Source organism: Roseibium sp. RP-7 (assembly GCF_053005225.1).
This window is the reverse complement of sequence record NZ_JBRKQA010000001.1, coordinates 1,647,182-1,671,101: the sequence shown is the minus strand read 5'-3', so window position 1 is coordinate 1,671,101 and position 23,920 is coordinate 1,647,182. Positions and strand designations below refer to the sequence as shown.

The window sequence follows — 23,920 nt, the reverse complement described above, 5'->3', positions numbered from 1 at the left end:
TGCCGCTTCGCACTGGCTTAGGCGATCCACGCTACGGTTGCAATTGCAGCTGCGGGCCGCCATCTGAGGGAAGCCTACCGAAGCCCCGCCAGATTTTCCGAACCGAGGCCCTGATGCCAACTCCCCGAAAGAAGATCCTCATTGCCTCTCTGGGCACGCGCGGAGACGTTCAGCCCTATGTTGCCCTGGCACGCGACCTGGCAAAAATGGGCGCCGACGTCGTGGTGACGACGGGAGAAGGTTTCGATGACATGATCACCGCTGCCGGTGCCCGGTCACGGCCGGTTCCACTCGATTATCAAGCCCTTCTGCAAAATGAGGACATTCAGGCTGCGCTGTTCACGTTGAAGGGCAAAATCCGTGCAGCCCGCAAGAATATCGATCTGCAGAAGGAGGCAGCCCGGCGCCTCTGGCAGATCGGCATGCAGGAGAAACCGGACCTTATCCTGTTCAATCTCAAGGCAACTGTTCTGACACTTGTGGCGCGGCATCTCGACGTACCCGCCCTGCCGACAGCGCTTCAGCCGGTGAGCGCGGCAACGGGCACCTTTCCGCTACCGCTTTTCGGATTGCCCGACCTCGGTCCTTTCCTGAATCGGCAAAGTTTTGCCATCGGTCGCTCCCTGATGCGGCTGGGTATCGCGCCGCTCGCAAAGGCCGTCCGCGCGGAAACGGGGACGAAGGATGCGCCTGCCCATTCGGGCGATCTGATGGACGGCCATATGCCCGGCGGAGGATCGCCGCTGTCCCTTCAGGCTTTTTCCCGGGGTCTCGTGCCAACACCACCAGACTGGCCGGAGAACAACTGGGCCTGCGGCTATTGGCTGACCGAACCTGATCCGAACTACGTTCCGCCGGAAGACCTGGCTTCGTTTCTGGAAAACGGCCCGGAGCCAATCTATCTGGGCTTTGGCTCCATGCCGAGCAGGAACCCGGCAAAGCTGACAGAAACCGTGCTTGCAGCCCTGGAACAAACCGGCCAACGTGCGATCCTGGCGACGGGCTGGGGAGGATTGTCCGGGCAAAGCCTGCCGCAGACACTTTCAGGCCGCGTCTTCCTGCTGGATAAGGCACCTCACAGCTGGCTTTTCCCGCGTTGCGCGGCAATCGTCCACCACGGTGGTGCCGGCACCACCCATGAAGCCCTGCGCTGGGGCAAACCTTCGCTGGTCAGTCCCGTCTTCGGCGATCAGCCCTTCTGGGGCGCGCAGGTTCACAAGATCGGAGCCGGGCCTGCACCGATCCGGCAAAAGTCGCTCACTCCTTCGAAACTCGCCCGGGCGCTGATGCAACTCGAAGACCCTGTGTATCGTGTCGGTGCCAAACGGGTGGCAGACATCATGGCAAGCGAACCGGGTGCGCGAGGTACGGCAGAGCGGCTCCTGTCGATGATCGGCGCTGACAGGATCTGATTAGACTATGCCGTCTAAAACCAAGCTACGTACCTGAAAAGGCGGCTTCGGCCCCGAAGGCTGTTGCCAGAAACCGCGTCATGCAGGCGACCCGTTCGACAGAGCGAAGGTCGGGATGGGTCAGCACCCAGAGCTCATTTGCCAGTACGTCATCGGTGAGGGCCAGTTTCTGCAAGCCGCCTTGTGCGACATCCACCGGAACGAGGCATATCCCCAGCCCCTTGCGCGCCAATGCAGCCATGGTCATCAGATCATCGCTTCGGACCACGATCCTGTCGCGGTGCGTCCTGTCCATCTGTTGGAAGCCGGGCCGCTGGGACAGCAGTCCGCTTGCACCAATCAGGTCATGAGTTGTGAGATCGGCCGAATTCGACGGCGCGCCCTTGCGCTCCAGATAGGTCTGGCTTGCGAAATAGGCCCAGGGAATATCTGCGACCTTGCGTCCGATCAGGTGCTCCGGTGGAGATGACGTGACCCGCAGGGCGATCTCCGCAGCCCTGCTGGACATGTTGATCTCCTCATTGGAGGTCAGCAGCTCAACGGTGATGTCGGGAAACCGGGCTCTGAAGTCGCGCAGATAACCGGGAAGGAAATGGGCTGCGAAACTTGCAGGGGCCGTCAATCGAATTCGCCCCTTCAAAGCCAGATCCGCCCCGGATATCCGCCGGTCAATGTCCTCCATGGCAACGACAACAGACTGCGCCAAGTCCAGAATTTCGGCACCAGCCTCGGTCGGCCTGTAACGGCCCTTCACCTTTTCGAACAATCTGGAGCCAAGCTGCTCTTCCAGAGAACGGATGTGCCTGAACGCCGTGGCATGGCTGATTGCGAGCTTTTCAGCAGCCTTGCCGAGACTGCTGGTCTCGGCGACCGCGTGAAACGTTCGAAGGTAGTTCCAATCCATCACGCTCTTTCAAATTTGAAAACTTCCACCTTAAATCTGCCTATTCCAAACATTTTTGCAAACACCTAAATCCATCACGCCGGCACCGCACACACCAATTTTCAGGAGAAACTCATGATCGGATATACGTCTTTGGGAACCAACGACCTGAAGCGGTCAGCAGCGTTTTACGACGCATTGCTGGCTGAACTCGGCGCACAGCGGCTGATGGAGTTCGATGACTTCATCGTCTGGGCGAACCAGCCGACCACGTCAGCCTTTTCCGTGCATATTCCTTATGACGGCAAACAGGCGACCGTCGGCAATGGCGTCATGGTCGCATTGTCCGCCCAGAACCGGGCACAGGTCGATGCGGTCTACCGCAAAGCCATAGAGCTTGGCGCGGCGGACGAAGGCAAGCCCGGCCAGCGCGCCGACAACGGCTTTTATGCCGCCTATTTTCGGGACCTGGACGGCAACAAGCTGAACGTGCACCACATGGTCTGAGTTCAAATCGGTTCCATGCAAGAGCGATCAACAGTGTTGATCGCTCTTTCCTTTTTGGCCGCAGCCTGACACAACTAGACAGCCCGCCGAATAGGAGTCACCCGTCCGTGTTTCCCGCCCGCTATACCGTTTTCATTCTTTGTATCGTACTTGCCCTGGTTGCACTTGTCCTGACGTTTGCCCTCAGCGGCTACTTCGTCTGGCCATTTCTGGTTTTTGCAGTGCTATCGGCGATCGGTTATCTCGATATCCGCCAGACCCGACATGCGATCCTGCGCAACTATCCTGTTTCCGGTCATTTCCGTTTCCTGTTCGAAGCGATCCGGCCGGAACTGCGCCAGTATTTCTTTGAAAGCAACCAGGACGGCAGACCGTTTTCGCGGGAGCGGCGCTCCATGGTTTATGACCGGGCGAAGGATATCGAGGATGTTCTGCCGTTCGGTACAGAACTTGACGTCTACGACACTTCCTATGGCTGGGTGAACCATTCGATCTGTCCCAAACCGCACAACCATGAAGACATGCGCGTGACGATTGGCGGACCGGACTGCAAACAGCCTTATTCGGCTTCCCTCTACAACATTTCGGCCATGAGCTTCGGTTCGCTCTCCGGCAATGCCATTCTGGCTTTGAACAAGGGCGCCAAGGCAGGCGGTTTCTATCACGACACCGGGGAAGGCAGCGTTTCGCGCTATCACCGGCAAGGTGGTGGCGATCTGGTCTGGGAGCTTGGCAGCGGCTATTTCGGCTGCCGCGCGGACGATGGCACTTTCGATGCCGAAAAGTTCGCCAAGCAGGCTGTCGAACCGCAGATCAAGATGATCGAAATCAAGATGAGCCAGGGGGCCAAGCCTGGTCATGGCGGTGTGCTGCCCGGACCGAAAGTGACGGAAGAAATCGCCGAAGCTCGCGGCGTTCCGATTGGCACCGACTGCATATCACCTGCCTCTCATTCCGCTTTCTCGACCCCGGTTGAACTGCTGCATTTCATCGTTCAGCTGCGGGAGCTCTCAGGTGGCAAGCCGGTCGGCTTCAAACTGTGCATCGGTCATCGCTGGGAATTCATGGCCATCGTCAAGGCCATGCTGAAGACCGGCATCAAGCCGGATTTCATCGTGGTCGACGGTGCCGAGGGCGGGACAGGCGCCGCACCGGTGGAATTTGCCAACAGGCTGGGAACCCCTCTGCGCCAGGGTCTGACCTTCGTACACAACTGCCTGGTTGGCACGGGTCTTCGCGAAGATATCCGGATCGGTGCCGCCGGCAAGCTGATCAGCGCATTCGACATTGCAGGGGCGTTGGCTTTGGGCGCCGACTGGGTCAACTCTGCGCGCGGCTTCATGTTCGCAGTCGGCTGCATCCAGTCCCAGAGCTGCCACACCAACCGTTGCCCCACCGGCGTCGCCACGCAGGACCCCAAGCGCCAGCAGGCCCTGGTTGTTCCCGACAAGGCGCAGCGCGTCGCGAATTTTCATCGCAACACGCTGAAGTCCCTTCGGGATTTTTCTGCCGCTGCCGGGCTTAGCCATCCGCGCGAATTCAAGCCGGAACATTTCTACCTGCACGAAGGTCTTCGCGAAATCATGCCGGCCAGCGTCGCGCTGTCCTGGTTGAAGAAGGGGGCCCTCCTTGAAAAGTCGCACAACATTCCGGGCTACTCGACCTATTGGGAAATGGCAGAAGCAGAAAGCTTTCACCCGGCCAAGTCGGTGGAAGCTGCAAAGTCCGCCCACGCCTAGGCATAAAACGTCAGCGGGGGCCTTGCGTCGTCCTTCAAGGTGAAGGTTTCCGGGAAACAGGCTTTCTCGAGGCGCACGCCTGCTGCTGATCGACCCAACCGGGTTGTGCCTGCGGCTCACAAGATATCCATGGCTGCAAGGTGACCATTTCTTGCAGCTAAAAACGAACAGACGTCAGTCGAGCTGGCGCGCCAGTTGAACGGCAAAATCACCTGCCTCATGCGAGCGGATGACCGCGTGGCGAACCAGGTCGTCAAAGTGGCTGGAGAAGAGCTGGACGTGGCGCGTGTTGGAAAACGCCAGGTAGCGCTGCCCGAGGTAGAGTGCCGCCCATTTCTGCCCGAAGACCGTGAAAGGTGCGGAGAACCGGTCGGTCGCGCCGAAGAGGTGCAGACGTAGCGAGGGGTAAAGCTCGCTCAAGGTAAGCCCCATGACCTCCAGCTGTTCGCGACGCAGGTCAACCGGAAGCCCCTGCCATAGCCCCTCCCCGCGCGCAAAACCTTCCAGCGCCTCTTTCGACAGGGCGATTTCCATGTCGGATTCCGCCCGGCTGAGGAGTGCCCTCTGATCCCTGGTGCCGGTTATGGCCTGGTCGGCGGTGCGCAACGTTTCGCCGGAGTATTCGAAAGCCAGAACAGCTTCGGTCTTGAGGACATCCGGCAGGTTAGCGGGCACATGCCGGATCTTCGCCCCGACCGCATCGCGGTACCAGGCGAGCAGATGTTCATCGACCGGGTGCCGCTCGGTCTCGGCCACCTGAACTGCCTGATCCAGGATTTCGGCCGCGGCCCCGCGGTGGGTGGAAAGACCAAGCAACCAGTCGGAAGAAACGCTGAGCGCTGTCGCAATGGCAGCCAATGCCTGCCCGTTTGGCAGGCGGGGTGCATCTTCCGACAACAGCTGGGAAACGGTCGACCGGTCGAGCCCGGCACCGCGTGCCAGATCCGATCGGTTCATATCCCGGCTGCGCAAGGCATCCGACAGGCGTTCGCGAAAAAGTACGGCGCGGTCTCTCTTGTCCATGAGAGGAGTATTGTCAGCCGGATTTCGGAAAATCAACACAAGCTGACATTTTCCCGAGGCACCAGCCTGTGGGAAGCTCACGCAAGCAGGGAGCTTTTCACCAGACCCTATTCAGCAGCGCTGAGCGCCAGGAAACCACCTGATTGACGTTCCCAGAGCGCAGCGTAAAGACCACCGGAGGCAAGCAGCTCGCGGTGTGTACCTTCTTCCGCAATCCGGCCTTGATCCATCACCACGAGCCGGTCCATTGCGGCAATGGTCGACAGACGGTGGGCAACGGCCAGCGTGGTGCGCCCTTCCATCATGCGGGTGAGGTTCTGCTGAATGGCAAGCTCGGCTTCACTATCGAGGGCAGATGTTGCCTCATCGAGGATCAGGATCGGCGCATCTTTCAAAAGCACCCTGGCGATCGTGATGCGTTGACGCTGACCGCCGGATAGTTTGACACCGCGATCGCCCACATGGGCATCCAGCCCCGTCCGGCCCTTGCTGTCCTTCTGCTCCTCAATGAAATCGAGCGCTTCGGCAGCACGGGCAACCGCACGGATCTCGTCGTCGGTGGCTTCCGGCCTGCCATAGCGAATGTTGTCGCGGATCGACCGGTTCAAAAGGGAGATGTCCTGGGTGACAACGCCGATCCGGCTGCGCAGAGATGCCTGGGTGACATCGCGCACGTCCTGCCCGTCGATCGAAATCCGGCCTTCGGTCACGTCCCGCAAGCGCATCAGCAAAGACACAGCGGTCGATTTGCCGGCGCCGGACAGGCCAACCAGACCGACACGCTCGCCCGGCTTGATGATCAAATCGAACTTGTCCAGGACCGGCTTGCGGTCACTCTGATAGGCAAAGGACACGTTGTCGAAGCGGATTTCCCCGGCGCTGACATTCAGCTCGCCGGCATCCGGCTGGTCGATGATTGCCGGCCGGCTCGTCATGATCGGCATGGCATCGCGGATCGTACCGAGCGTGCTGGTGATCGACTGTCCGATCCCTATGAAGCTGGACGACGCGTGCGACAGCGAGCGTGTGACGGTCAGCCCGGCGACAAAGTCGCCAATCGAGACCCACCCCTTCATCATGCCCCAGAAGCCAATGACCACCACAGCCAGGATCAGCAGCACGTTCAGAAAATAAACGCCGCTGTCGGTCAGGATATAGGACCGGTTCTCACTATGCCTGGTGTCGATTGTTTCGCCGATGACCTTGCGAATGGCACCGGCTTCCGAATCTTCCGCCGCAAACAGTTTGACCATCGCGATGTTGGAATAGACGTCGGTCATCGCGCCGGTGGCCTTGGAATTTGCCGCCGCCACCTTGGCAGAGCGCTGCAGATAGGCCGGGATCGCCAACCAGGCGACGAGGATATTCGCGCAGATCCAGAACAATACCGGAATGGCCAGCGGCCAGGCCATGGCCAGAAGCAGCAGGAACGATCCGCCAAACTGAATGACCAGGAACGGAACCGTCTCGATGGACAGCATCATCTGACGGTGAACCGACATGGTGACCTGGGCAATGCGGGAGGCAACCTGACCGGCGAAAGTGTCCTCAAAGAAAGCCAGGTCCTGTGCTTCCACGGCCTTGTGTGCCTGCCAGCGCATTGCCGCCGGCAGAAGAATGCGCACGGTCTGGAAGGCAAAGGTCTGACGCAGGAGAAAGGCGAGCGGATCAATAATCACGAAGAGGAGGAAGAAACCGGCCAGGATGGTGAGGTTGTCTTTCAGAAACGCCTGCGCCCCTGCCTCGGTCACACCGTCGACCACGAAAGCTATTGCCCAGATGCCCGCAAGACCCAGCCCGGAGGAGATCATCGCCAGGCAGGAAACGATTACCAGTTGCCAGCGGAACATCATCGCGAAATGCCAGACCAGCTTCAGCGGCCCTTCATCCGGAAGAGGCGTGACAGGCAGTTCCAGCGGTTTGATGTGGGTTTCGAACGGATGGAAATACCGGTCGATGAGCCGCGCAAGCAGCGGCCTGGCGATTGACACGCAAAACACTCCTCGACTGGACCAGCGCCTGATCAGGCCGCTGGCTCAATCCTGTAAACACAGCGACGACCGCCCGAGAGCTGATGTTCGGTACGTTCGACCGAGACACCTGGCCCAAGTACATCCTTGAAAAGATTGAGTTCCGACCGGCAGAACCCCTGACAGGCCGTTGCCGCGGCACAGATCGAACAGTGATTTTCGATCAGCAGGTAGCCTGCCCCTTCCGGAACAAGATCGGCCATGTAGCCTTCCCGGTTGCGCAGATCGGCAAGCACTTCCAGCTTGCCGCGCAGATCCGGCGCCTTGCCAACCGCTTCGGTATAGGATTTCCGGCTTTGCGCTTCACGGTGGGCAATCAGCTTGTCGACACCTTCTTCGCCGAAAATATCGTTCAGGCCGGAAATCAACCCGAGCACCAGGTTGGAATGATTGTCGGGAAACTGCTTGTGCCCGTCCGGTGTCAGGTCCCAGACCCGCTTGGGCCGGCCGACCGAACCTTTCTGATCATCGAAGTCCACCAGTCCGTCCTGCAACAGGCCGTCCAGATGCTGGCGAACAGCCACTGACGTCACCTTCAACCCGCTGGCAAGATCTGCCGCAGTCTGTGGGCCGGAGGATTTCAGCGCGTTCAAAAGCCGGGTTCGAGTACGATCTGCCATAGCCGTCTATATAGCGTATTTCAAAGATAAAAAAATAGTCTGCTTATCTTATTGTGAAGCGACCAGAGCATTTCTCGCCAACAAGCCTGCCTTGGCAGCCACGTTTATTTGCCAAGCGTGACGGGAGCATGCAAGAAATGTCACTATAATATCCTGCGATGAACCGTTGTCCGGCGCCGGCCCAACTTAGTGCCTGATTGCTCGATCACACGGTTTTCGCCTTGAAATATTTCGTAACCGCCGCGTCAGCATTTCCTATAGGCGCTTTAACTCTTCAAGAACCCCAATGCGACGCAAAGTCAGCAAAGTCGCCTTCATAACAATTCTTTATCTCATTTTGATTAGAAGAAATATCAATGGAGAAAATGATGGAAAAAATCAGGGCTTTCCTGAGATGGATGATGATCGATCCTCGCCATCCGGAAATTGCACAAGCTCAGTACAATGAGCTCAAGACCCAGATTCCGTCGCTCTATGCCCTCCTCATGGTCAATGCGGTTGCCGTTGCCTATACCCATTTCGATATCGCGCCGACTTATCTGACCGTCGGAATTCTTGCGCCGATCCTGTTGATCACGACCTTTCGCATGGTGGCCTGGATACGCGCCCGCAAGGTAGACCCGACACCGCAAGAAGCGATCAGCAAGATGCGGCAGACCGTCATTCTCGGCAGTCTGGTGTCCGTCATCTACATTGCCTGGTCGCTGAGCCTGGACGGCTATGGCGGACCTGCGGAGCGCGGTCATGTGGCGCTTTTCATCGCCATCACCGTCATCGGCTGCATCTTCTGCCTGATGCATCTGCCGCAGGCTGCCCTGATGGTCATGGTGATCGTGACGATCCCTTATCTGGTGCACTATCTCGGCCAGAACCAGGACGTCTACATTGCGATAGGGCTCAATATCTTCCTGGTGTGCCTGGTCGTCCTGCAGGTTCTCCTGAACGGCTATCGAGGGTTCTGCAAACTGATTGAATCTCAATCGGACCTGGCCGCCAAACAGAAAGAAACGGAGCGTCTCAACGCAGAAAACTCCAAGCTTGCCCAAACCGACGCGCTTACCGACCTGCCGAACCGACGCTATTTCTTCAACCGGCTTGAAGCCCTGATCAGCGAAGTGGAAGGTACGGACCGGCAGTTTGCGGTCGGCGTCGTCGACCTGGACCGGTTCAAGCCCATCAACGACACCTATGGCCACCAGTTAGGCGACCAATTGCTGATGGAAGTCGGCTCGCGCCTGAAAAGCCTTGGACTGCCGAATGTCGAGATCTGCCGTCTCGGCGGCGACGAGTTCGGTTTCCTTTATCTCGGAGACATCTACGAGGCAGCCTCGACGGGGCAGTCTATTTGCGAACTGATCAGCCGCCCTTATCGGATCGGTGAACTGCAGGTTTCCGTTGGCGCGTCCTGCGGCATTGCGTTCTATCCTGACGCCGGCACTTCTGCTCATGTTCTGTTCGACCGGTCCGACTACGCCCTTTACAATTCCAAGACCAGCCTGCGCGGCCGGACGACGGTCTATTCGGCTGAACATGAAGCCCGCATCCGCTCGGAACGGGCCATCGAGGCCGCGCTTCAAAGCGCAGATCTTGCCAGCGAATTCCAGGTCTATTTCCAGCCTGTCGTCCAGTTGCCGGAACGGTTCGTTGTCGGCTTCGAGGCGTTGGCGCGGTGGGACAACCCGCAGCTTGGCAGGATTGCCCCCGACAAGTTCATTCCCATTGCCGAGCGCGCCGGCCTGATCCACAGGCTGACCTTGTCGCTGTTCGAAAAGGCGGTCGAGCAGATCAAGGCCCTGCCCGGGACGCTCTCGCTATCCTTCAATCTGTCCGCACATGACGTCACTTCCGCCGAGACCGTGGCTGCGCTGCTCGAGATCATCCGCCGCGCGGCGATAGACCCGCGGCGGATCACGTTCGAAATTACCGAGACTTCCGTGATCGGCAGTTATGAAGCGGCTGAAACCTGTCTGCAGGTTCTTCGCAATGCCGGTGTCAAACTCGCGCTGGATGACTTCGGCACCGGTTATTCCAGCCTTGGCTACCTGCACCGACTGCCTATCGACTGCGTCAAGATCGACCGCAGTTTCGTTGCCGGTATCAAGGACCCGATCGCGAGCGGCGTCGTGACCTCCATCGTCAACCTGTGCCGGTCCATGAAGATGCAGTGCGTGGTGGAAGGCGTTGAAGAAAGCAACCAGTTGGAACTTCTGGAAGCGATGCATTGCCGTTTGGTCCAAGGATACCATTTCAGCGCTCCCCTGCCTTTCGAGGACCTTCTTGCCGATGCCAGGGAAAACGGAAGGGTTGCAGGGCTTCCCCTGTCCGGCACTGCCGGGGCCAGCAGCTTTCAGTTCTTCCGCGCCTGACCGGCGATCCGGACCAATTCCACCAGACCTCTTCTAATCCGTCCGGGATTTGTTTACCTCTCCGGTCTCAACCACGAAAAACCGGAACCTGTTCATGACCGGCGGCACCAAGCGGCAAAAAGACATGCGCAAAGCCTTGCGGGTCCTGCTGCCGCGCGTTCCCTTTTCAGATGCGGAAGCCATTCTCGAAGTTGCCCTAGCCGGACACCTGCGCCATCTGCCGCCCGGCATTGCCCTCTGGCAGGCCACCACCAGTCATGTCCGGCACGCCCTGACCGACTACGATACGTTGCTGGACGAAGGTTATGACCGTGACGCTGCCCGGTTCTTCGTACTGGACGAAATGAATGACGTTCTGAGCTCCTGGGGATGTGCGAAACGCCTGGAAGCTGACGATACCTCGCCAACCGAGGACTGACACCGGTGCTTAAAACGGATCCGTGCCCGTCACACACAACCCCGGATGGGATTTGCGGGTAGCCGGCCGTTACGGCCGCCGGGCGATCAGATCGATCTCGACCAGTGCATCGACGGCAAGGCCCGACACGCCAATACAGGTACGACCCGGCAATTTTCCGGGTTCGAAAAATGACCGGTAGGTGTCGTTCATAGCCTGATAATCGCGCTTGAATTCAGTCAGATAGACACGAATGAAAGTCGTGTTTTCAAGGCCGAGCCCGAGGCCGCCCAGAACGAGCTTCAGGTTTTCCATCACCCGCACAGTCTGCGCCTCTATGCCTTCCGGTAGCGGGGCGTCCGGATCGTCCGGCAGTGTCGGCATCTGGCCGGTTACAAACACCCAGCCGTCAATTTCGACGGCATGGGAGAATGGCGCGACCGGCTGTGGCGCCTGGTCGATCATGTGGTGGATCGGCAGCATGGAGGCTCCTGTTGGAAGGTTATGACAGAGCATCCAGACTAGAGAATATCAGGCACCTCGGGAAACAGGTTTCCATCGCTGCGAGCCTTAAAATCAGATGCGCTCGTAGATCCACTGTTCGGGAACATGAGCGGTGACCGCCTCGCCCGCCGCAACCTTCCCCGGGATTTCGACATAGCCAACAAGTCCTCGCAGGCGCTTTGCCTTTTGCGGGAACAACAGGTCCAGTCCTTCCCGGCCGGGATTGGCTTCGGCAATCGCCTCGCCTGCGAAACGGCAGGGTTTGTTGTCACCGTCCACACGAATAACCAGACCGCCCTCGAACACCAGCCGGGTGCGCGGTGGCACCATCGAAAGGTTGGGAATGCCGGACAAGGTAATGTTGCCACCGATCCATTCGGCTTTCAGTTCGGCAATCTCCATGCGAGTGGCAATCAACGAAAGTTCCTCGGCGGACAGGATGGATATCTGGCGCTCATTGCACATTTCCGTACCACGCGGATACCAGGGTTCGCGGCCACCGGACCTCCGGGTGTATCCGCCATGCCGGTCTCCCGAAATGCCTTCGAACGTCATCTCCAAAGCATCCGTTGCAGTGGTCCTGAAGTCTTCCGCAGAGACTGTCCTGAAAACGCCCTCCACCTTGCCACTTGTCCTGAATGCAGGCGTAATTCGAAAGTCATCGGCAAGAAGCTGGAGCTGGTCTGTCATGCGGGGTCTCCTGTCGCAGTCGAGAGGCGATGCTAGGGCGCTGGCGCCTTCCTGACCAACAAAACTCATTGATGTTTTCATAAGCGCGGAAGATCGATCCGCTGCGCTCGAGAATTGAACCGGATACGGCTCTTTTCAGGTTGGGCCGGAGAGGAATTTCTCCTTGCGCAAGCCGTCCAGGCATCGGACGATTTTCCGCGCGTGGTAGAGCATCGCGACCCAACCGGTTTCCAGCGCAAGATTGCCTGTTGCGCCCTCGGGCATGGCTGTCATCCAGTCATCCTCCAGGCCCGGGATGGTCTGCCTCGGACGTCCATCCAGGACAGCCGAGAACTCATCTTCCAGACGCTTGTCCATGCGAGCGACAAGCGCCTCTATCCCCGACCTGGCCTGAGCTTCCACCGTTTCCCGCGTGACGTCGGAACGGGCTTCGCGGTAAAGCACCACGTATTGGGCCAGCACGATCACCAGCACGTTGAGGTCACTGGCGGAGCGTGTGAACGACGACCATGGAGCTTGCTCGATCCGATAGGACCTGGCGGTGGCGATCAGCGTGCTCGCTGCCGTTCGAAGCCGGGCGAGATCCTGAAGGTCCGTATCCGCCTTGCCGCCTTCCGCCCGCAGGCAATTTCGGCAGGCGTTGAGGTAATCGGACGCCAGACCCTTGAAGCTTGCGCCGGTGCGGTTGGGAAACAGCAGCCATGCCGCGGCAAGCCCCACGCCTGCGCCAATCATCGTGTCGTAGAGACGCGACCAGAGTTCATCGATGGGCAGACCTTCAAGCGTCTGAAGCCCCATGACCACCAGGAAACTGATGATACCGGAGGCGATGGCGTAATTGCGGTCGAGGAAAACGATGACCCCGGGTATGGCAATGACAACCAGTACCAGCCTGACGGACGGAAACTCCGCCAGGGCCGGGTCGACCAGCATGGCCAGAACAACGCCGCCCGCCGTCCCGCCGATCCGCTGTGCGGTTCGGAGCAGTGTCGCCCCGAGGCTGTTCGACAGCACGATGATGATGGTGAGCGTGACCCAATAGGCGTGATTGAGATCGAACGCGAGCCCCAGGGAAAAGCCGATCCCGGCTGCGACACCTGCCTGAAGTGACAGGCGCCAGGAAAGCTTCCGCAACCAGCCGCCCTCGCGGCTGTCGTCATCCGTACCGAGGCTCAGGCGAACCGGCTGGTCTTTTGCCGCCAGCAGCCACAGACGCTTGAAAGCCTGGGCAATGCGCAATTCCTGAAACCGGTCATGTGCCGTTACTGCCGCATCGGCCTGCAGCCAGCTCGCGGCAGGTGCGCTTGCGCCGGTTTTGCCTTCCCCGACATCGCTCTCTTCCGGAACGCCCTCACCGGTTTCAAGGCGATGGACAAGCCGGTCGACCGCACGGCGAAAGCCGTCATCTTGCGCCAGTCGGGTGCGTGCGTCCCGGGACAGCTGGTCGCGCGCATCGCCCACCACTTCCAGGGCAAGTTCCACCATGATAGCCGCTTCCGGCGACATGCCCTGCAACTCACCTTCCGGTCTGAGCAGATCGGCACAGACCTGAAGTTCCATGCGCAGCTTCGCCAGATCCCTGATCCGAACTGCCGCATCGCCGGACGAACCGGTCGCCCGGCCTGACAGCTGCCTCAGATAGGTTGCCATCGCCTGACGATTTGCAGCTTCGACCCGCAGGTAGGTTCGGTATGTTGAAGGCCGCCAGGGCCCTGTGCGAACCACGAGCGCTGTCACCATTCCAAGCACTGCCATGACCGGAAGCCAGAGGCCGGGCGATCCTCCGACGTTGCCGAGGACCACGAAAAGCCAGCAAATCGCCATGCTGCGCCCAGCGCGTTGCCAGAAGGGACCAAGCCCCTGCATGGCAAAGCCGAGCATGATCGCGGCGATCCAGAGCCCTTGCAGAACGGTTGAGGCGCTTTTCCCCGACAACTCGGCGACAACAGCCCCGAGAGCAAACAGGGTCGTCAGCAGAACGCCAAGCTTCAGGATACCGAGGACCTCGGCCTTTCTGGTGGAGACCGGCGTGAACATCAGGCAGTGCCCGCCACTAGCGGCTGCCAGAACGGCCAGTTTGAAGGCCGACTGACCGGGCACGAAGCTTGCCACGACATTTGCCAGGAAGACCGCTCCGAGCACGGTCAGCATCAGATGAACGCCGCGCATCAGCCGCAGGCCGCCGGGGTCCGTGCGCAGGAGACTTGTCTTAATGTCCGAAGCGGCTTGCAGCATCTGTCTGACTTGAACCCGGCTCTTCAGGGCAAAAACCCCGACGTTCTGAATAGAAATCTTTTATGCGGACTGCATTGTCTCGTGTCCATGGCGCTTTGACCGGGTGGACGCAGGCTTGCCGCCGAAGATCAGTCGGACGACTTGCCGTCGACAACAGTAAATTCGGCAAAGACCGGCCAGTGATCGGAACCGTTGAAGTGTCCGAGTTCGCAGTTTTTGACCGCAAGCCCGCTCCTGACGAAAAAATGGTCGAGTTCGAGACCGATGCCCGGAACAGGGGCAAGCCAAGTCGGGGTCCAACGGCTGCCGCAGACTGCCTTGCGCACCCCTGCCGTTTCCTGAAACCGTTTCAGCAGCGGCGCCCAGGAGGCGGCGTTCATGTCGCCGGCAACAAGAACAGGTCCCGGCGTCCTCGACACTTCGGATGCAAGCTTCTGAAGGATGTCCGCCTGGTGCAGATAGAAGTCACGCCTGAAAGGCGGCAGTGTGTGAACTGCAAGGACACTCACACAGGGCTCCGCCTGCATACCGCAGTAAATCGCTTTTGTAATCGCGTATGGGTTCCCGCCTACAGGGATCAGTTCAACGCTGTGCGGCGCAGTGCGCGAGAGGATAACTGCGGCGGGACGTCCACCAAGCGCCTGATCGGGCGTTCCGGCCACATGCAGCATGCCTTCAAACCGGTCGAGCAGCCCTTGGTCGGCAGGTACCGGCAGCTCCGTGAGGATCATGAGATCGAAGCCGCGGGCGCTGTTTTCCTCAACCAGATTGCCGAGCGCTGCGGCGCTGCCGAAGAGATTTGCGGTGACGACGCTGATCGCCGGTTCTGCCGCATTGGCGGTTGGGGCGAAGCGTCCGTTGTCGAAGATGCCCATGCGCATTAGAGCGACCACCGACAGGCAGATAGCCAGTGCCGCCATGTTCCAGTTCCGGAAGAAGACGAACCCTGCAGCAAACAGCAGTCCGGCAAGAACATATTGGGTCTGAAAATGAGCCAGCAGATCGACGGGCCAGCCGACTGCCGCCAGAAACGAGGCGAGAACGGCGATGGCGAAGGCCGCAAACAGACAGACGAGAGTTCTGTGGAACATGCCTTGTGCCGCTCGCAAGGACAAAAATTGCCGGTGGCCGGTTTATACCGCCGGGCAAAAAAGATGCCGGCCCGTTTCCGGGGCCGGCACATTCGGGAAACAGGGGGCACGCCCCCCATTTCAGCTTCCAGGCCGTTCGCTTAGCGCGTAAGCGGCTTGTACTTGATCCGGCGCGGGTCGGCGGCATGTGCACCAAGGCGGCGGACCTTGTCCTTTTCGTAGTCTTCGAAGTTGCCTTCGAACCATTCCACATGGCTATCGCCTTCAAAGGCGAGCATGTGTGTGGCCAGACGGTCGAGGAACATACGATCATGGCTGATGATAACGGCGCAGCCGGCGTAGTTTTCCAGCGCGTCTTCCAGGGCTGCCAGCGTCTCGGTGTCGAGGTCGTTGGTCGGCTCATCGAGCAGCAGAACGTTGGCGCCCTTCTTCAGGACCTTGGCCAGATGCACGCGGTTGCGCTGACCGCCGGAAAGGTCGCCGACCTTGGCCTGCTGGGCAGCACCCTTGAAGTTGAAGGACGAGCAATAGGCGCGAGAGTTGATTTCCTTGTCGTCGAGGTAGATGACCTCGGCGCCGCCGGAAATTTCTTCCCAGACCGTGTTGTTCGGGTTGAGCGCATCGCGCGACTGGTCAACGTAGCCAAGGTGCACACTGTCGCCCACGACGACCTTGCCCTTGTCCGGTGTTTCCTGACCGGTGAGCATCTTGAACAAGGTCGTCTTGCCGGCGCCGTTCGGGCCGATCACGCCGACGATGCCACCGCGCGGCAGCTTGAACGACAGGTCGTCGATCAGGAGACGGTCTTCAAAGCCCTTGGAAACACCATCGACTTCGATGACGTTGGCACCGAGACGCTCGCCCACCGGGATGAGGATCTGTTCGATGGACGGCTGACGCTCTTCCTGGGCGGTCAAGAGGTCTTCAAAGGCCCGGATACGGGCTTTCGACTTGGTCTGACGGCCTTTCGGGCTCATGCCCATCCACTCGCGCTCACGGGCAATCGCCTTGGAGCGGGCCATGTTCTCGCGGCCTTCCTGCTCCATGCGCTTGGTCTTCTTTTCCAGATAGACCGAGTAGTTGCCTTCGTAAGGGATGCCCTGACCGCGGTCGAGCTCCAGAATCCAGCCCGTGACATTGTCGAGGAAGTAGCGGTCGTGGGTGATGATCAGGACGGAGCCCTTGAACTCACGCAGGTGACGCTCCAGCCAGTGAACGGTTTCAGCGTCCAGGTGGTTGGTCGGCTCATCCAGCAGCAGCAGGTCCGGCTCGGACAGCAGCAGCTTGCAGAGCGCGACGCGGCGGCGCTCACCACCGGAGAGATTGTCGACGGCTGCATCTGATGGCGGGCAGCGCAGGGCTTCCATCGCCATTTCCACCTGGCTTTCCAGGTTCCACAGATCCTGCGCGTCAATCTCGTCCTGAAGCTGTGCGGCTTCCTCGGCGGTTTCGTCCGAGTAGTCCATCATCAACTCGTTGTAGCGGTCGATTTTCGCCTGCTTGTGGGCAACACCTTCCATGACGTTTTCCATCACGGTCTTGGTGTTGTCGAGCTGCGGTTCCTGCGGCAGATAGCCGACCTTCGCACCCTCGGCCGCCCAGGCCTCACCGGTATATTCCTTGTCGATACCGGCCATGATCTTCAGAAGGGTCGACTTACCCGCACCGTTCGGGCCCAGGATACCGATCTTGGCGTCCGGGTAGAACGAGAGATGGATGTTGTCGAGAACCTTCTTGTCGTTATAGGCCTTGGACAGGCCATGCATGTGATAGATGAACTGGCGCGCCATGGGGCTCCGCTTCTCCGCTTTCAAAATCTGATGGGATTCTCAGGAATTCTGCGGCGTCTTTTAGGGGAAATGGCGCCCGGGGGCAATGGGGGGATTTGCCTGAGAACGCCTGGAGAGTTCGTCTCGCAATCAGGCATTACCTGTGCAATCGCAATTAGACCTCTTCCTTGGCCAACTTCCAGCCACCTTCGCTTTGGGATAAGTGTCCTTTTCATTGGACAGTTTACGGACCGACTCCGATTACCAAAGTTTCCAGAAAGCACGCCGCCTCACTCGCGTTAAACGCTGACCGCTATATTCAGAATTGAAATTACGCCCAAGAACCTGCCCACCCTGTCATTCCGGACAAGTGCAGCTAGGCTGCACGCCGATCCGGAACCCAGCGTGTCAGCGTGAGCAAAGCGAACACTCAATTTGCCGCGCATGGCGCGAAATATCTCTGGATTCCGGATCGGCGCTCGACACTTGTCTCACTTGTCCGGAATGACGGCGGAATACGCCGTTTCACTGATGAAGTGAGCCGAAAGCGTTTCGAGGGTGACGAAATTTGCGTACCAACTCTGCCCATTCGGCTCTTTTCTACCCCACCCGAAGACCTTAAGGTCACCTCACCTTTCTTCATCACCCCACCGGACCTGCCATGACCTCCATCGATATTCTGATGCCCCGCCCGATGCTGCCGATCGTTCAGGAGCAGCTTGATGCCGCCTTTACCGTGCACCGGCTCTACGAGGCCGACAATCCGGAAGCGCTGCTGGCGGAAATCGGCGAGAAAATCCGCGGGGTTGCGATGGCATTCGGGCCGGTCAACGCCGAGTTGCTTGCCAAAATCCCGAACGCGGAAATCGTTTCCAGCTTTGGTGTCGGCTATGACCACGTCAACACGGACGATTGCCTGGCGGCGAAGGTGATGGTGACCCATACGCCCGATGTGCTGACGGAAGAAGTTGCCGATACGGCGGTCGGGCTGATGATCATGACCATCCGCGAATTCGGCCAGGCCGAACAGTGGCTTCGCCAGGGCAATTGGGAAAGCAAAGGGCCCTACAAGCTGACCGGGGCGACCATGCAGGGGCGCACGCTCGGCATCTTTGGTCTGGGGCGCATCGGCAAGGCGATTGCCAAGCGTGCCGAAGCCTTCGGCATGACAATCCATTACCACGGCCGCCACAAGCAGGACGACATCTCCTACCCCTATCACGCGACGCCGAAGGCGCTGGCTGCTGCCTGCGACACGCTGATGGTGGTGGCGCCTGGTGGCGCGGAAACCAGACATGCCGTCAATGCGGAGGTGCTGGAAGCACTCGGGCCAGATGGCATCGTGATCAATATCGGCCGGGGAACCGTCATCGACGAGGAAGCGCTGATCGCGGCGCTTGAAAACGGCACGATCTATGGTGCCGGCCTCGACGTCTTCGAGAACGAGCCGCATGTGCCCGAAGCCCTTCTGAAACTGCCAAGGGTCACCGTACTGCCGCATGTCGGTTCCGCCTCGCAGGCGACCCGCAATGCCATGGGTCAGCTCGTGGTCGACAACCTGAAAAGCTGGTTCGAAACTGGCGCGGCCATAACACCAGTGCCGGAAATGCGCTGAGATTGAGGGCGTGCCAGGGCTGCAGGCAGCCCGACCCGTTTCTTTTCCCGGCTCAGTATTTGACACGCCCGACTTGTGCCTTAGGTTTATGGATCAAGCGCATCCTTTCTGCTTGTGATGCGCTTACCCGATAGGCGTGGATCCATCAGACCACATAAACCACGCCGGGATGCCGACTGGGGCGGCTGGTGAACCAAAAGACGAATGCGTTCAGAAGCCTACTCAACACCGGCTGTTCGCCCGGATCCGTCAGCGGGTCCAGTTTGCCTGCGGAAGTGGCCCGTTTGCTCGGGGTGCCTCGCAACGGCAGAAGATGACATCCCAGGTCGCAGAAGGTGGCTGGCGACGTAACCTCCGCCAGCACCCTGGGCCGGCCCCTTCCGGGCCGGTCCGCACCGACATCTCACATGCTTGGGGAAGGCCTCAAGCCGAACCTTCTCATTCCGCTCCACCGGCCGGGCACCTGAACGGTGTAAAGGTGCTGCCCATGTTTGCGCTGACGGTCATCATCGTCAGAATGTCGGCAAAGGCGAATTCGACGGGTGTTTTCGGGCAAACGGCTTTCGCCGCGAAACAACCCCCTTCGATAAAGGCATCATGTTCGGCAACGAAACCGGGCCGCATTTGTGAACGACTGACATTTTCGAACGCCACGCGGACGATCTCCTGATAGTAGGCGCATCTTCTGGCGCGCTTTTGTTCGCGTGTTTCCTCGGCAGATGCCTGGGAAAAAACCGCTGCTACCGCGACAAGCGCCAACGGCAGGGCAAACAAGGATCTTGGAACGGACAAGGCTGACTCCGTCGGAAGCGGCAGGACATTTCCAGAGGCAGAGGCGCCCGGGCGAATGAAGGTATCCGCCCGGACAAGAACACTCAGTCGTGGAGACTTTCGGCTAGTGCGGCTGCGATATCGGCAATCGCCTTGTTGCGGTCGTCAAAGGAAGCGTCGGTCTGCGTGATGTAGACAGCGATCACGACGGGCTCCCTGTCGTCGGGCCAGATCACGCCAATGTTGTTGCGCGAGCCATTGGCCCCAGCCCCGGTCTTGTCGGCGACCGGCCATTCTTCCGGCAGCCCGGCACGCAGGGTCGCGTTACCCACCTTGTTGTCCAGCAGCCAGCCTGTCAGCTGGGCCCTGGCGGTGGACGAAAGGGCATTGCCCAGAACCAGTTTCTGCAACGTGGCAACTGCCGCTGCCGGGGTGGTGGTGTCGCGGGCATCGCCCGGGCGGCCTTCATTGAGACCCGGCTCCGTCCGGTCCAGCCGGGTGATGGTGTCGCCAATACCCCGAAGGTAATCCGTCAGTCCTGCCGGTCCACCGACAGCTTCCAGCACGAGATTGGCGGCAGCATTGTCGCTGATCGCAACGGCCGCTTCACACAGTTCCAAATAGGTCATTCCTCCGGAGCCGACCTTTTTCTCGGTAACCGGCGAATAGGAGACGAGGTCTTGCGAGCGGATCTTCACGCGGCGTTCCGGCTGAACCTCACCCTGCTCGCCCTTTTCCAGAAGGGCCGCACACAGAAAGGCCTTGAAGGTGCTGTTGAGCGGAAAACGCTCGTCGGCGCGGTGGGTCCAGGTCTTGCCGGTTTCCGTATCCAGCACCGCAACCCCGATCCGGGCAGACAGTCGGCTCTCGGCACCGGTGACGGTTTTCTCAAGTGGTGCGGGATCGAACCCGGCGGCGTGTGCCAATCCGGAAATCGCCGGAAACCCGGCAAAAAGGGCAAGGGAAAGCGTCAACGCGTTACGGCGTGTCCAGAGTTTCATCTTCAACTCCAATGATGAATACAAACAGCCCGAACCGGTGTGGTGTGTCGCCCCCCGCACCATTCGTCTTCGGGACACCGCGACAGTGCCGCTGCCTCAGATATAACGCAAATGATCAATACTGAGGTTAGACATGAGTAAAACTTGGCCTAAGTTGGATCCGGATGGACGTCTCGAAACTTCCGCTCAATGCCTTGAGAGCCTTTGAAGCCTCTGCAAGGCTCTGCAGCTTTACACGCGCCGGCCTGGAACTGCGAGTATCGCAGACTGCCGTCAGCCACCAGGTGAAGGCGCTGGAGGACGTGTTGCAGGTGTCGCTGTTCGAGCGCCTTCCGCGCGGCGTTGCCCTGACGGATGAAGGACTGGCGCTGCTACCTGTACTGAGCGATGCCTTCCGGCGGATGAGCGATGCGCTCAGCCGGTTTGAAGATGGCAACTACCGGGAGGTGCTGACAGTCGGCGCCGTCGCCACTTTCGCGACCGGCTGGCTGTTGCCGCGCCTTTCCGGCTTTGCCAGGGCCCATCCGCAGATCGATCTGCGGCTGAAAACCAACAACAACCGCGCGGACATTCTTGCAGATGGTCTCGACTGTTTCCTGCGCTTCGGCGACGGGGCCTGGCATGCCACCAACGCGGTCAAGCTGATGGACGCCCCGCTGTCGCCTATCTGTTCACCTGGAACCGCTGCCCGGCTAACCAAGCCGGAAGACCTTGTGCACGAGCCCCTGCTGAGATCCTACAGGTTGGATGAATGGGCCATGTGGTTCCAGGCAGCGAAACTGCCGCCACCACGGGCGCGTGGCTGGATGTTCGACAGTTCTCTTGCGATGGTTGAAGCCGTCACGCAGGGCGCAGGCGTCGCACTGGTGCCGACAGCGATGTTCAGCCGCCCCCTCGCGTCGGGCGCGATCGTGCAGCCTTTCCAGACCAGTGTCCTGACGGGAAGCTACTGGCTGACCTGGCTGAAGTCGCGAGAGGCGACCAGCGCCATGCAGAAGTTCCGCTTGTGGATGCTGGAGACAGTTGCCGAGTAAAAGGAGGCAATCGCCCACCTCAAGGCTTTCGCCCTTTCACCATTTCGCGTTTCCCGGCAAAGCCTTCAGCCTTTTCAATCTCGAACCCGGCAGCCTGAAGATTGCGGCGAACCCAGCCGGCAGCCGTGTAAGTTGCCAATGTTCCGCCATGGGCCGTCAGGTCAGCCGCTACCTTCAGAAGGTCCGCGTCCCAAAGCTCCGGATTGCGTGCCGGACTGAAACCGTCGAGAAACCAGGCATCGATGGGGGCAATTGCCGGTTCTTCTCCCTCGCCCTCACCTGCCATTCCGGCGTTCAGCTCACCGATCAGCTCACGCGCATCGCCAATGCCGATCTGGAGGTTGGCTCCGGCAATTTTCAGGCTGTTCCAACCCGGCTCAGGCGACCAGGCCTGCAGCAGCTCTTCTGCCAGCGGGGCCAGTTCGGGAAAGGCCGCGAGGGCCCGAGCCAGTTGCTCTCCCGTCATCGGGAACAGTTCGAAGGTCAGGAAGGTCAGGTCCGGCCGATTGGTCCTTTCCTGCCATGCCGCAAGGGTGGTGAGGAAATTGAGGCCTGTCCCGAAGCCGAACTCTGCAATGGTAAAACGCTCGCAGCCATCGAACCGGCCAGGCAAACCGTTTCCTTGCAGAAACACATGACGCGTTTCCGCAAGCCCCCCAGCCTTGGAAAAATACGTGTCGTTGAAGCCTTCAGCCCGGGGCACATCGCCCTGCAGCCATTCCAGATCCGGTGCCTTGATCGACATGATCTTCAGGTTTCCTTCGGGTCGCACCCATCAGCCTTTGCCATTTGCAACGCGTTCTCATAAGAGAGCCGGCAGGATCAATCAATCTCAAAGGACCCCGCCCCATGGCAGCAACCGACGCCGAAACATTCGATGTTGCCATTGCCGGAGCCGGTATTTTCGGCCTCGCTGTTGCCCGGGCAGCGATCGAGGCCGGGCTGAAGGTGGTCGTTCTTGAGAAAAGCCACGTTGGCGCCGGGTCCAGTGGAGGTGTGCTGGGGGCGTTGATGCCGCATATGCCGGCACGCTGGAACCCCAAGAAGGAATTCCAGTTCCAGGCCCTGCTGTGTCTGGAAGACCGCATCCGCCAACTGGAAAGCCAGACAGGGCTTTCCTGCGGCTATCACCGCTGCGGACGCATCCTGCCGCTGACGACAACCGACAAGCTGGAGCACCATCTGGAGCGGGCGGAAGAAAGCAAGCTGCGCTGGCAACCTCAGGAAACCGGTTTTTCCTATGTGGTTGAACCTGCCGGAAGCCGGTCTGACTGGCTGGACGCGAAAGCCGCTCCCTTCGGCATAGTCTATGAAACCCTTGCCGCGCGGATCTCCCCGAGGGCTTATCTGGCATGCCTTGCCAGCTTCGTCCGCCAGAACGGCAGCCTGCGGGAAGGCGTTGAAACGGTCGGTTACGAGGATGCAACACAGACCGTCCTGCTCGCCGACGGACATGCCCCCGTCAAGACACGGCAATTCGTCGTTTCAGGAGGATTTGCGGCTTTCGACCTGATCGAGACGCTGACCGGCGAGCGCATCGGACGTGGAGAGAAAGGCCAGGCCCTTGTGCTGGAGGGCAAGGGACTGGAAGACAGGCCAGCGATCTATTGCGACGGGCTTTACGTCGTGCCGCATGACGACGGTACCGTCGCCATTGGCAGCACATCCGACCGGGAATTCGAAGACGCTGCCCCCTCTCCAGCCCGTTCAGCCGAACTGCTGGAACGCGCAACCGCCTTTTGTCCGCAATTGAAGGGCCGAGAGGTTCTTTCCGACTGGGCCGGTATCCGGCCCCGCAATCACAGGCGAGACCCGCTGGCTGGAAAACTGCCTGGCTTTGACACCGCCTTCGCGGCAACAGGCGGCTTCAAGATATCCTTCGGCATTGCACATCTGATAGCGGATGCACTGGTGGCGGAGATGACTGGCAGAGAACCTGTTGTTCCTCTCCCAGAGACATTCCGCCCGGCACACCACTTCGGCAGCGGCAGACTGGACGCAGATCGCTAAAGGAACTCACGGTTACGCATGCGCCGACTGCAGAAGCCGATGGCGCGCATGCAATGAAGAGTTGTATATGCGATTGCAGGTGATGTGACAGGACCGCGAACTTGACGCGGTTCGTTCAATCACAATCGGTTTACGCACCTGCTGCCTAGATGGCAGCAACCACCGCGTAAAGACCGTAAAGGCTGAGCGAAATCGTCCCCCAGAACAGGAGATTTTTCGCCAC

At 59.7% G+C, this 23,920-nt stretch carries 20 protein-coding genes; 8 read left to right on the top strand and 12 right to left on the bottom strand.

Annotated features, from left to right (window positions below; translation table 11 throughout):
• The first annotated feature begins 113 nt into the window (after positions 1-113).
• Positions 114-1,412 (top strand): glycosyltransferase, encoded by a 1,299-nt coding sequence (locus ACVDG9_RS07580; RefSeq protein WP_447237658.1) that lies wholly within the window; start codon positions 114-116, stop codon positions 1,410-1,412.
• Positions 1,413-1,437: 25 nt separating this feature from the next.
• On the opposite strand, the gene ACVDG9_RS07575 is transcribed toward ACVDG9_RS07580, so the two are convergent.
• A complete protein-coding gene (locus tag ACVDG9_RS07575; RefSeq protein ID WP_447237657.1) occupies positions 1,438-2,316 on the bottom strand; it encodes a LysR family transcriptional regulator in 879 nt (292 codons plus the stop codon).
• Between the two features lie 114 nt (positions 2,317-2,430).
• Between ACVDG9_RS07575 and ACVDG9_RS07570 the strand changes: the two genes are divergently transcribed.
• Together ACVDG9_RS07570 and ACVDG9_RS07565 are read left to right on the top strand one after the other, a co-directional pair.
• Entirely contained in the window at positions 2,431-2,802 is a 372-nt protein-coding gene (locus tag ACVDG9_RS07570; protein ID WP_022997858.1) for a VOC family protein, read from the top strand.
• Positions 2,803-2,909: 107 nt separating this feature from the next.
• Positions 2,910-4,541: an FMN-binding glutamate synthase family protein gene (locus tag ACVDG9_RS07565; protein WP_168687995.1), complete on the top strand. Its 1,632-nt coding sequence runs from the start codon at positions 2,910-2,912 to the stop codon at positions 4,539-4,541.
• A gap of 174 nt (positions 4,542-4,715) precedes the next feature.
• On the opposite strand, the gene ACVDG9_RS07560 is transcribed toward ACVDG9_RS07565, so the two are convergent.
• The 3 genes from ACVDG9_RS07560 to ACVDG9_RS07550 all read right to left on the bottom strand — a co-directional run bounded on the left by ACVDG9_RS07560 (position 4,716) and on the right by ACVDG9_RS07550 (position 8,214).
• Positions 4,716-5,564, bottom strand: coding sequence for a helix-turn-helix domain-containing protein (locus ACVDG9_RS07560; protein ID WP_022997860.1), 849 nt, complete (start codon positions 5,562-5,564; stop codon positions 4,716-4,718).
• A 107-nt stretch (positions 5,565-5,671) separates the two neighbouring features.
• Positions 5,672-7,555, bottom strand: a complete 1,884-nt coding sequence (locus tag ACVDG9_RS07555) for an ABC transporter ATP-binding protein (protein ID WP_447237656.1) — start codon at positions 7,553-7,555, stop codon at positions 5,672-5,674.
• Between the two features lie 32 nt (positions 7,556-7,587).
• Positions 7,588-8,214, bottom strand: a complete 627-nt coding sequence (locus ACVDG9_RS07550; protein ID WP_055658663.1) for a helix-turn-helix transcriptional regulator — start codon at positions 8,212-8,214, stop codon at positions 7,588-7,590.
• A 368-nt stretch (positions 8,215-8,582) separates the two neighbouring features.
• On the opposite strand from ACVDG9_RS07550, the gene ACVDG9_RS07545 reads away from it, so the two are divergent.
• Positions 8,583-10,580, top strand: coding sequence for a putative bifunctional diguanylate cyclase/phosphodiesterase (locus tag ACVDG9_RS07545; protein ID WP_208993775.1), 1,998 nt, complete (start codon positions 8,583-8,585; stop codon positions 10,578-10,580).
• Between the two features lie 94 nt (positions 10,581-10,674).
• Positions 10,675-10,998, top strand: a complete 324-nt coding sequence (locus ACVDG9_RS07540) for a DUF2293 domain-containing protein (protein WP_055659520.1) — start codon at positions 10,675-10,677, stop codon at positions 10,996-10,998.
• A 69-nt stretch (positions 10,999-11,067) separates the two neighbouring features.
• On the opposite strand, the gene ACVDG9_RS07535 is transcribed toward ACVDG9_RS07540, so the two are convergent.
• From ACVDG9_RS07535 to ettA, 5 genes are all read right to left on the bottom strand, one after another.
• Entirely contained in the window at positions 11,068-11,460 is a 393-nt protein-coding gene (locus tag ACVDG9_RS07535) for a RidA family protein (RefSeq protein ID WP_022997865.1), read from the bottom strand.
• Between the two features lie 93 nt (positions 11,461-11,553).
• A complete protein-coding gene (locus ACVDG9_RS07530; protein WP_447237655.1) occupies positions 11,554-12,171 on the bottom strand; it encodes an MOSC domain-containing protein in 618 nt (205 codons plus the stop codon).
• 135 nt (positions 12,172-12,306) lie between these two features.
• Positions 12,307-14,406, bottom strand: a complete 2,100-nt coding sequence (locus tag ACVDG9_RS07525; protein WP_447237654.1) for an FUSC family protein — start codon at positions 14,404-14,406, stop codon at positions 12,307-12,309.
• A gap of 128 nt (positions 14,407-14,534) precedes the next feature.
• Entirely contained in the window at positions 14,535-15,497 is a 963-nt protein-coding gene (locus tag ACVDG9_RS07520) for an endonuclease/exonuclease/phosphatase family protein (RefSeq protein ID WP_022997868.1), read from the bottom strand.
• Positions 15,498-15,637: 140 nt separating this feature from the next.
• Positions 15,638-17,287, bottom strand: a complete 1,650-nt coding sequence (ettA, locus tag ACVDG9_RS07515) for an energy-dependent translational throttle protein EttA (RefSeq protein WP_062489499.1) — start codon at positions 17,285-17,287, stop codon at positions 15,638-15,640.
• A gap of 640 nt (positions 17,288-17,927) precedes the next feature.
• On the opposite strand from ettA, the gene ACVDG9_RS07510 reads away from it, so the two are divergent.
• Positions 17,928-18,881: a 2-hydroxyacid dehydrogenase gene (locus tag ACVDG9_RS07510; RefSeq protein ID WP_447237653.1), complete on the top strand. Its 954-nt coding sequence runs from the start codon at positions 17,928-17,930 to the stop codon at positions 18,879-18,881.
• 438 nt (positions 18,882-19,319) lie between these two features.
• Here ACVDG9_RS07510 and ACVDG9_RS07505 read toward each other — a convergent pair whose 3' ends face one another.
• Together ACVDG9_RS07505 and bla are read right to left on the bottom strand one after the other, a co-directional pair.
• Positions 19,320-19,673 (bottom strand): hypothetical protein, encoded by a 354-nt coding sequence (locus tag ACVDG9_RS07505; RefSeq protein ID WP_447237652.1) that lies wholly within the window; start codon positions 19,671-19,673, stop codon positions 19,320-19,322.
• An 83-nt stretch (positions 19,674-19,756) separates the two neighbouring features.
• Positions 19,757-20,653, bottom strand: coding sequence for a class A beta-lactamase (bla, locus tag ACVDG9_RS07500; RefSeq protein ID WP_055658648.1), 897 nt, complete (start codon positions 20,651-20,653; stop codon positions 19,757-19,759).
• A 164-nt stretch (positions 20,654-20,817) separates the two neighbouring features.
• Here bla and ACVDG9_RS07495 point away from each other — a divergent pair, with 164 nt between their 5' ends.
• Positions 20,818-21,687 carry a LysR family transcriptional regulator gene (locus tag ACVDG9_RS07495; RefSeq protein WP_447237651.1) on the top strand — a complete coding sequence of 290 codons (870 nt, stop codon included), beginning with the start codon at positions 20,818-20,820 and terminating at the stop codon, positions 21,685-21,687.
• A gap of 19 nt (positions 21,688-21,706) precedes the next feature.
• Here ACVDG9_RS07495 and mnmC2 read toward each other — a convergent pair whose 3' ends face one another.
• Entirely contained in the window at positions 21,707-22,432 is a 726-nt protein-coding gene (gene mnmC2 / locus ACVDG9_RS07490; protein ID WP_447237650.1) for a tRNA (5-methylaminomethyl-2-thiouridine)(34)-methyltransferase MnmC2, read from the bottom strand.
• A gap of 104 nt (positions 22,433-22,536) precedes the next feature.
• Between mnmC2 and ACVDG9_RS07485 the strand changes: the two genes are divergently transcribed.
• Positions 22,537-23,697 (top strand): NAD(P)/FAD-dependent oxidoreductase, encoded by a 1,161-nt coding sequence (locus ACVDG9_RS07485; RefSeq protein WP_296604095.1) that lies wholly within the window; start codon positions 22,537-22,539, stop codon positions 23,695-23,697.
• The last annotated feature ends 223 nt before the right edge of the window (positions 23,698-23,920 follow it).

What these genes read in the sequence shown, in the direction of transcription:
- ACVDG9_RS07525 (WP_447237654.1), bottom strand. Translation starts at nt 14,406, where the DNA reads ATGCTGCAAGCCGCTTCGGACATTAAGACAAGTCTCCTGCGCACGGAC.
- ACVDG9_RS07550 (WP_055658663.1), bottom strand. Translation starts at nt 8,214, where the DNA reads ATGGCAGATCGTACTCGAACCCGGCTTTTGAACGCGCTGAAATCCTCC.
- ACVDG9_RS07485 (WP_296604095.1), top strand. Translation starts at nt 22,537, where the DNA reads ATGGCAGCAACCGACGCCGAAACATTCGATGTTGCCATTGCCGGAGCC.
- ACVDG9_RS07570 (WP_022997858.1), top strand. Translation starts at nt 2,431, where the DNA reads ATGATCGGATATACGTCTTTGGGAACCAACGACCTGAAGCGGTCAGCA.
- ACVDG9_RS07510 (WP_447237653.1), top strand. Translation starts at nt 17,928, where the DNA reads ATGACCTCCATCGATATTCTGATGCCCCGCCCGATGCTGCCGATCGTT.
- ACVDG9_RS07545 (WP_208993775.1), top strand. Translation starts at nt 8,583, where the DNA reads ATGGAAAAAATCAGGGCTTTCCTGAGATGGATGATGATCGATCCTCGC.
- ACVDG9_RS07560 (WP_022997860.1), bottom strand. Translation starts at nt 5,564, where the DNA reads ATGGACAAGAGAGACCGCGCCGTACTTTTTCGCGAACGCCTGTCGGAT.
- bla (WP_055658648.1), bottom strand. Translation starts at nt 20,653, where the DNA reads ATGAAACTCTGGACACGCCGTAACGCGTTGACGCTTTCCCTTGCCCTT.
- ACVDG9_RS07575 (WP_447237657.1), bottom strand. Translation starts at nt 2,316, where the DNA reads ATGGATTGGAACTACCTTCGAACGTTTCACGCGGTCGCCGAGACCAGC.
- ACVDG9_RS07540 (WP_055659520.1), top strand. Translation starts at nt 10,675, where the DNA reads ATGACCGGCGGCACCAAGCGGCAAAAAGACATGCGCAAAGCCTTGCGG.
- ACVDG9_RS07520 (WP_022997868.1), bottom strand. Translation starts at nt 15,497, where the DNA reads ATGTTCCACAGAACTCTCGTCTGTCTGTTTGCGGCCTTCGCCATCGCC.
- ACVDG9_RS07495 (WP_447237651.1), top strand. Translation starts at nt 20,818, where the DNA reads ATGGACGTCTCGAAACTTCCGCTCAATGCCTTGAGAGCCTTTGAAGCC.
- ettA (WP_062489499.1), bottom strand. Translation starts at nt 17,287, where the DNA reads ATGGCGCGCCAGTTCATCTATCACATGCATGGCCTGTCCAAGGCCTAT.
- mnmC2 (WP_447237650.1), bottom strand. Translation starts at nt 22,432, where the DNA reads ATGTCGATCAAGGCACCGGATCTGGAATGGCTGCAGGGCGATGTGCCC.
- ACVDG9_RS07580 (WP_447237658.1), top strand. Translation starts at nt 114, where the DNA reads ATGCCAACTCCCCGAAAGAAGATCCTCATTGCCTCTCTGGGCACGCGC.
- ACVDG9_RS07535 (WP_022997865.1), bottom strand. Translation starts at nt 11,460, where the DNA reads ATGCTGCCGATCCACCACATGATCGACCAGGCGCCACAGCCGGTCGCG.
- ACVDG9_RS07530 (WP_447237655.1), bottom strand. Translation starts at nt 12,171, where the DNA reads ATGACAGACCAGCTCCAGCTTCTTGCCGATGACTTTCGAATTACGCCT.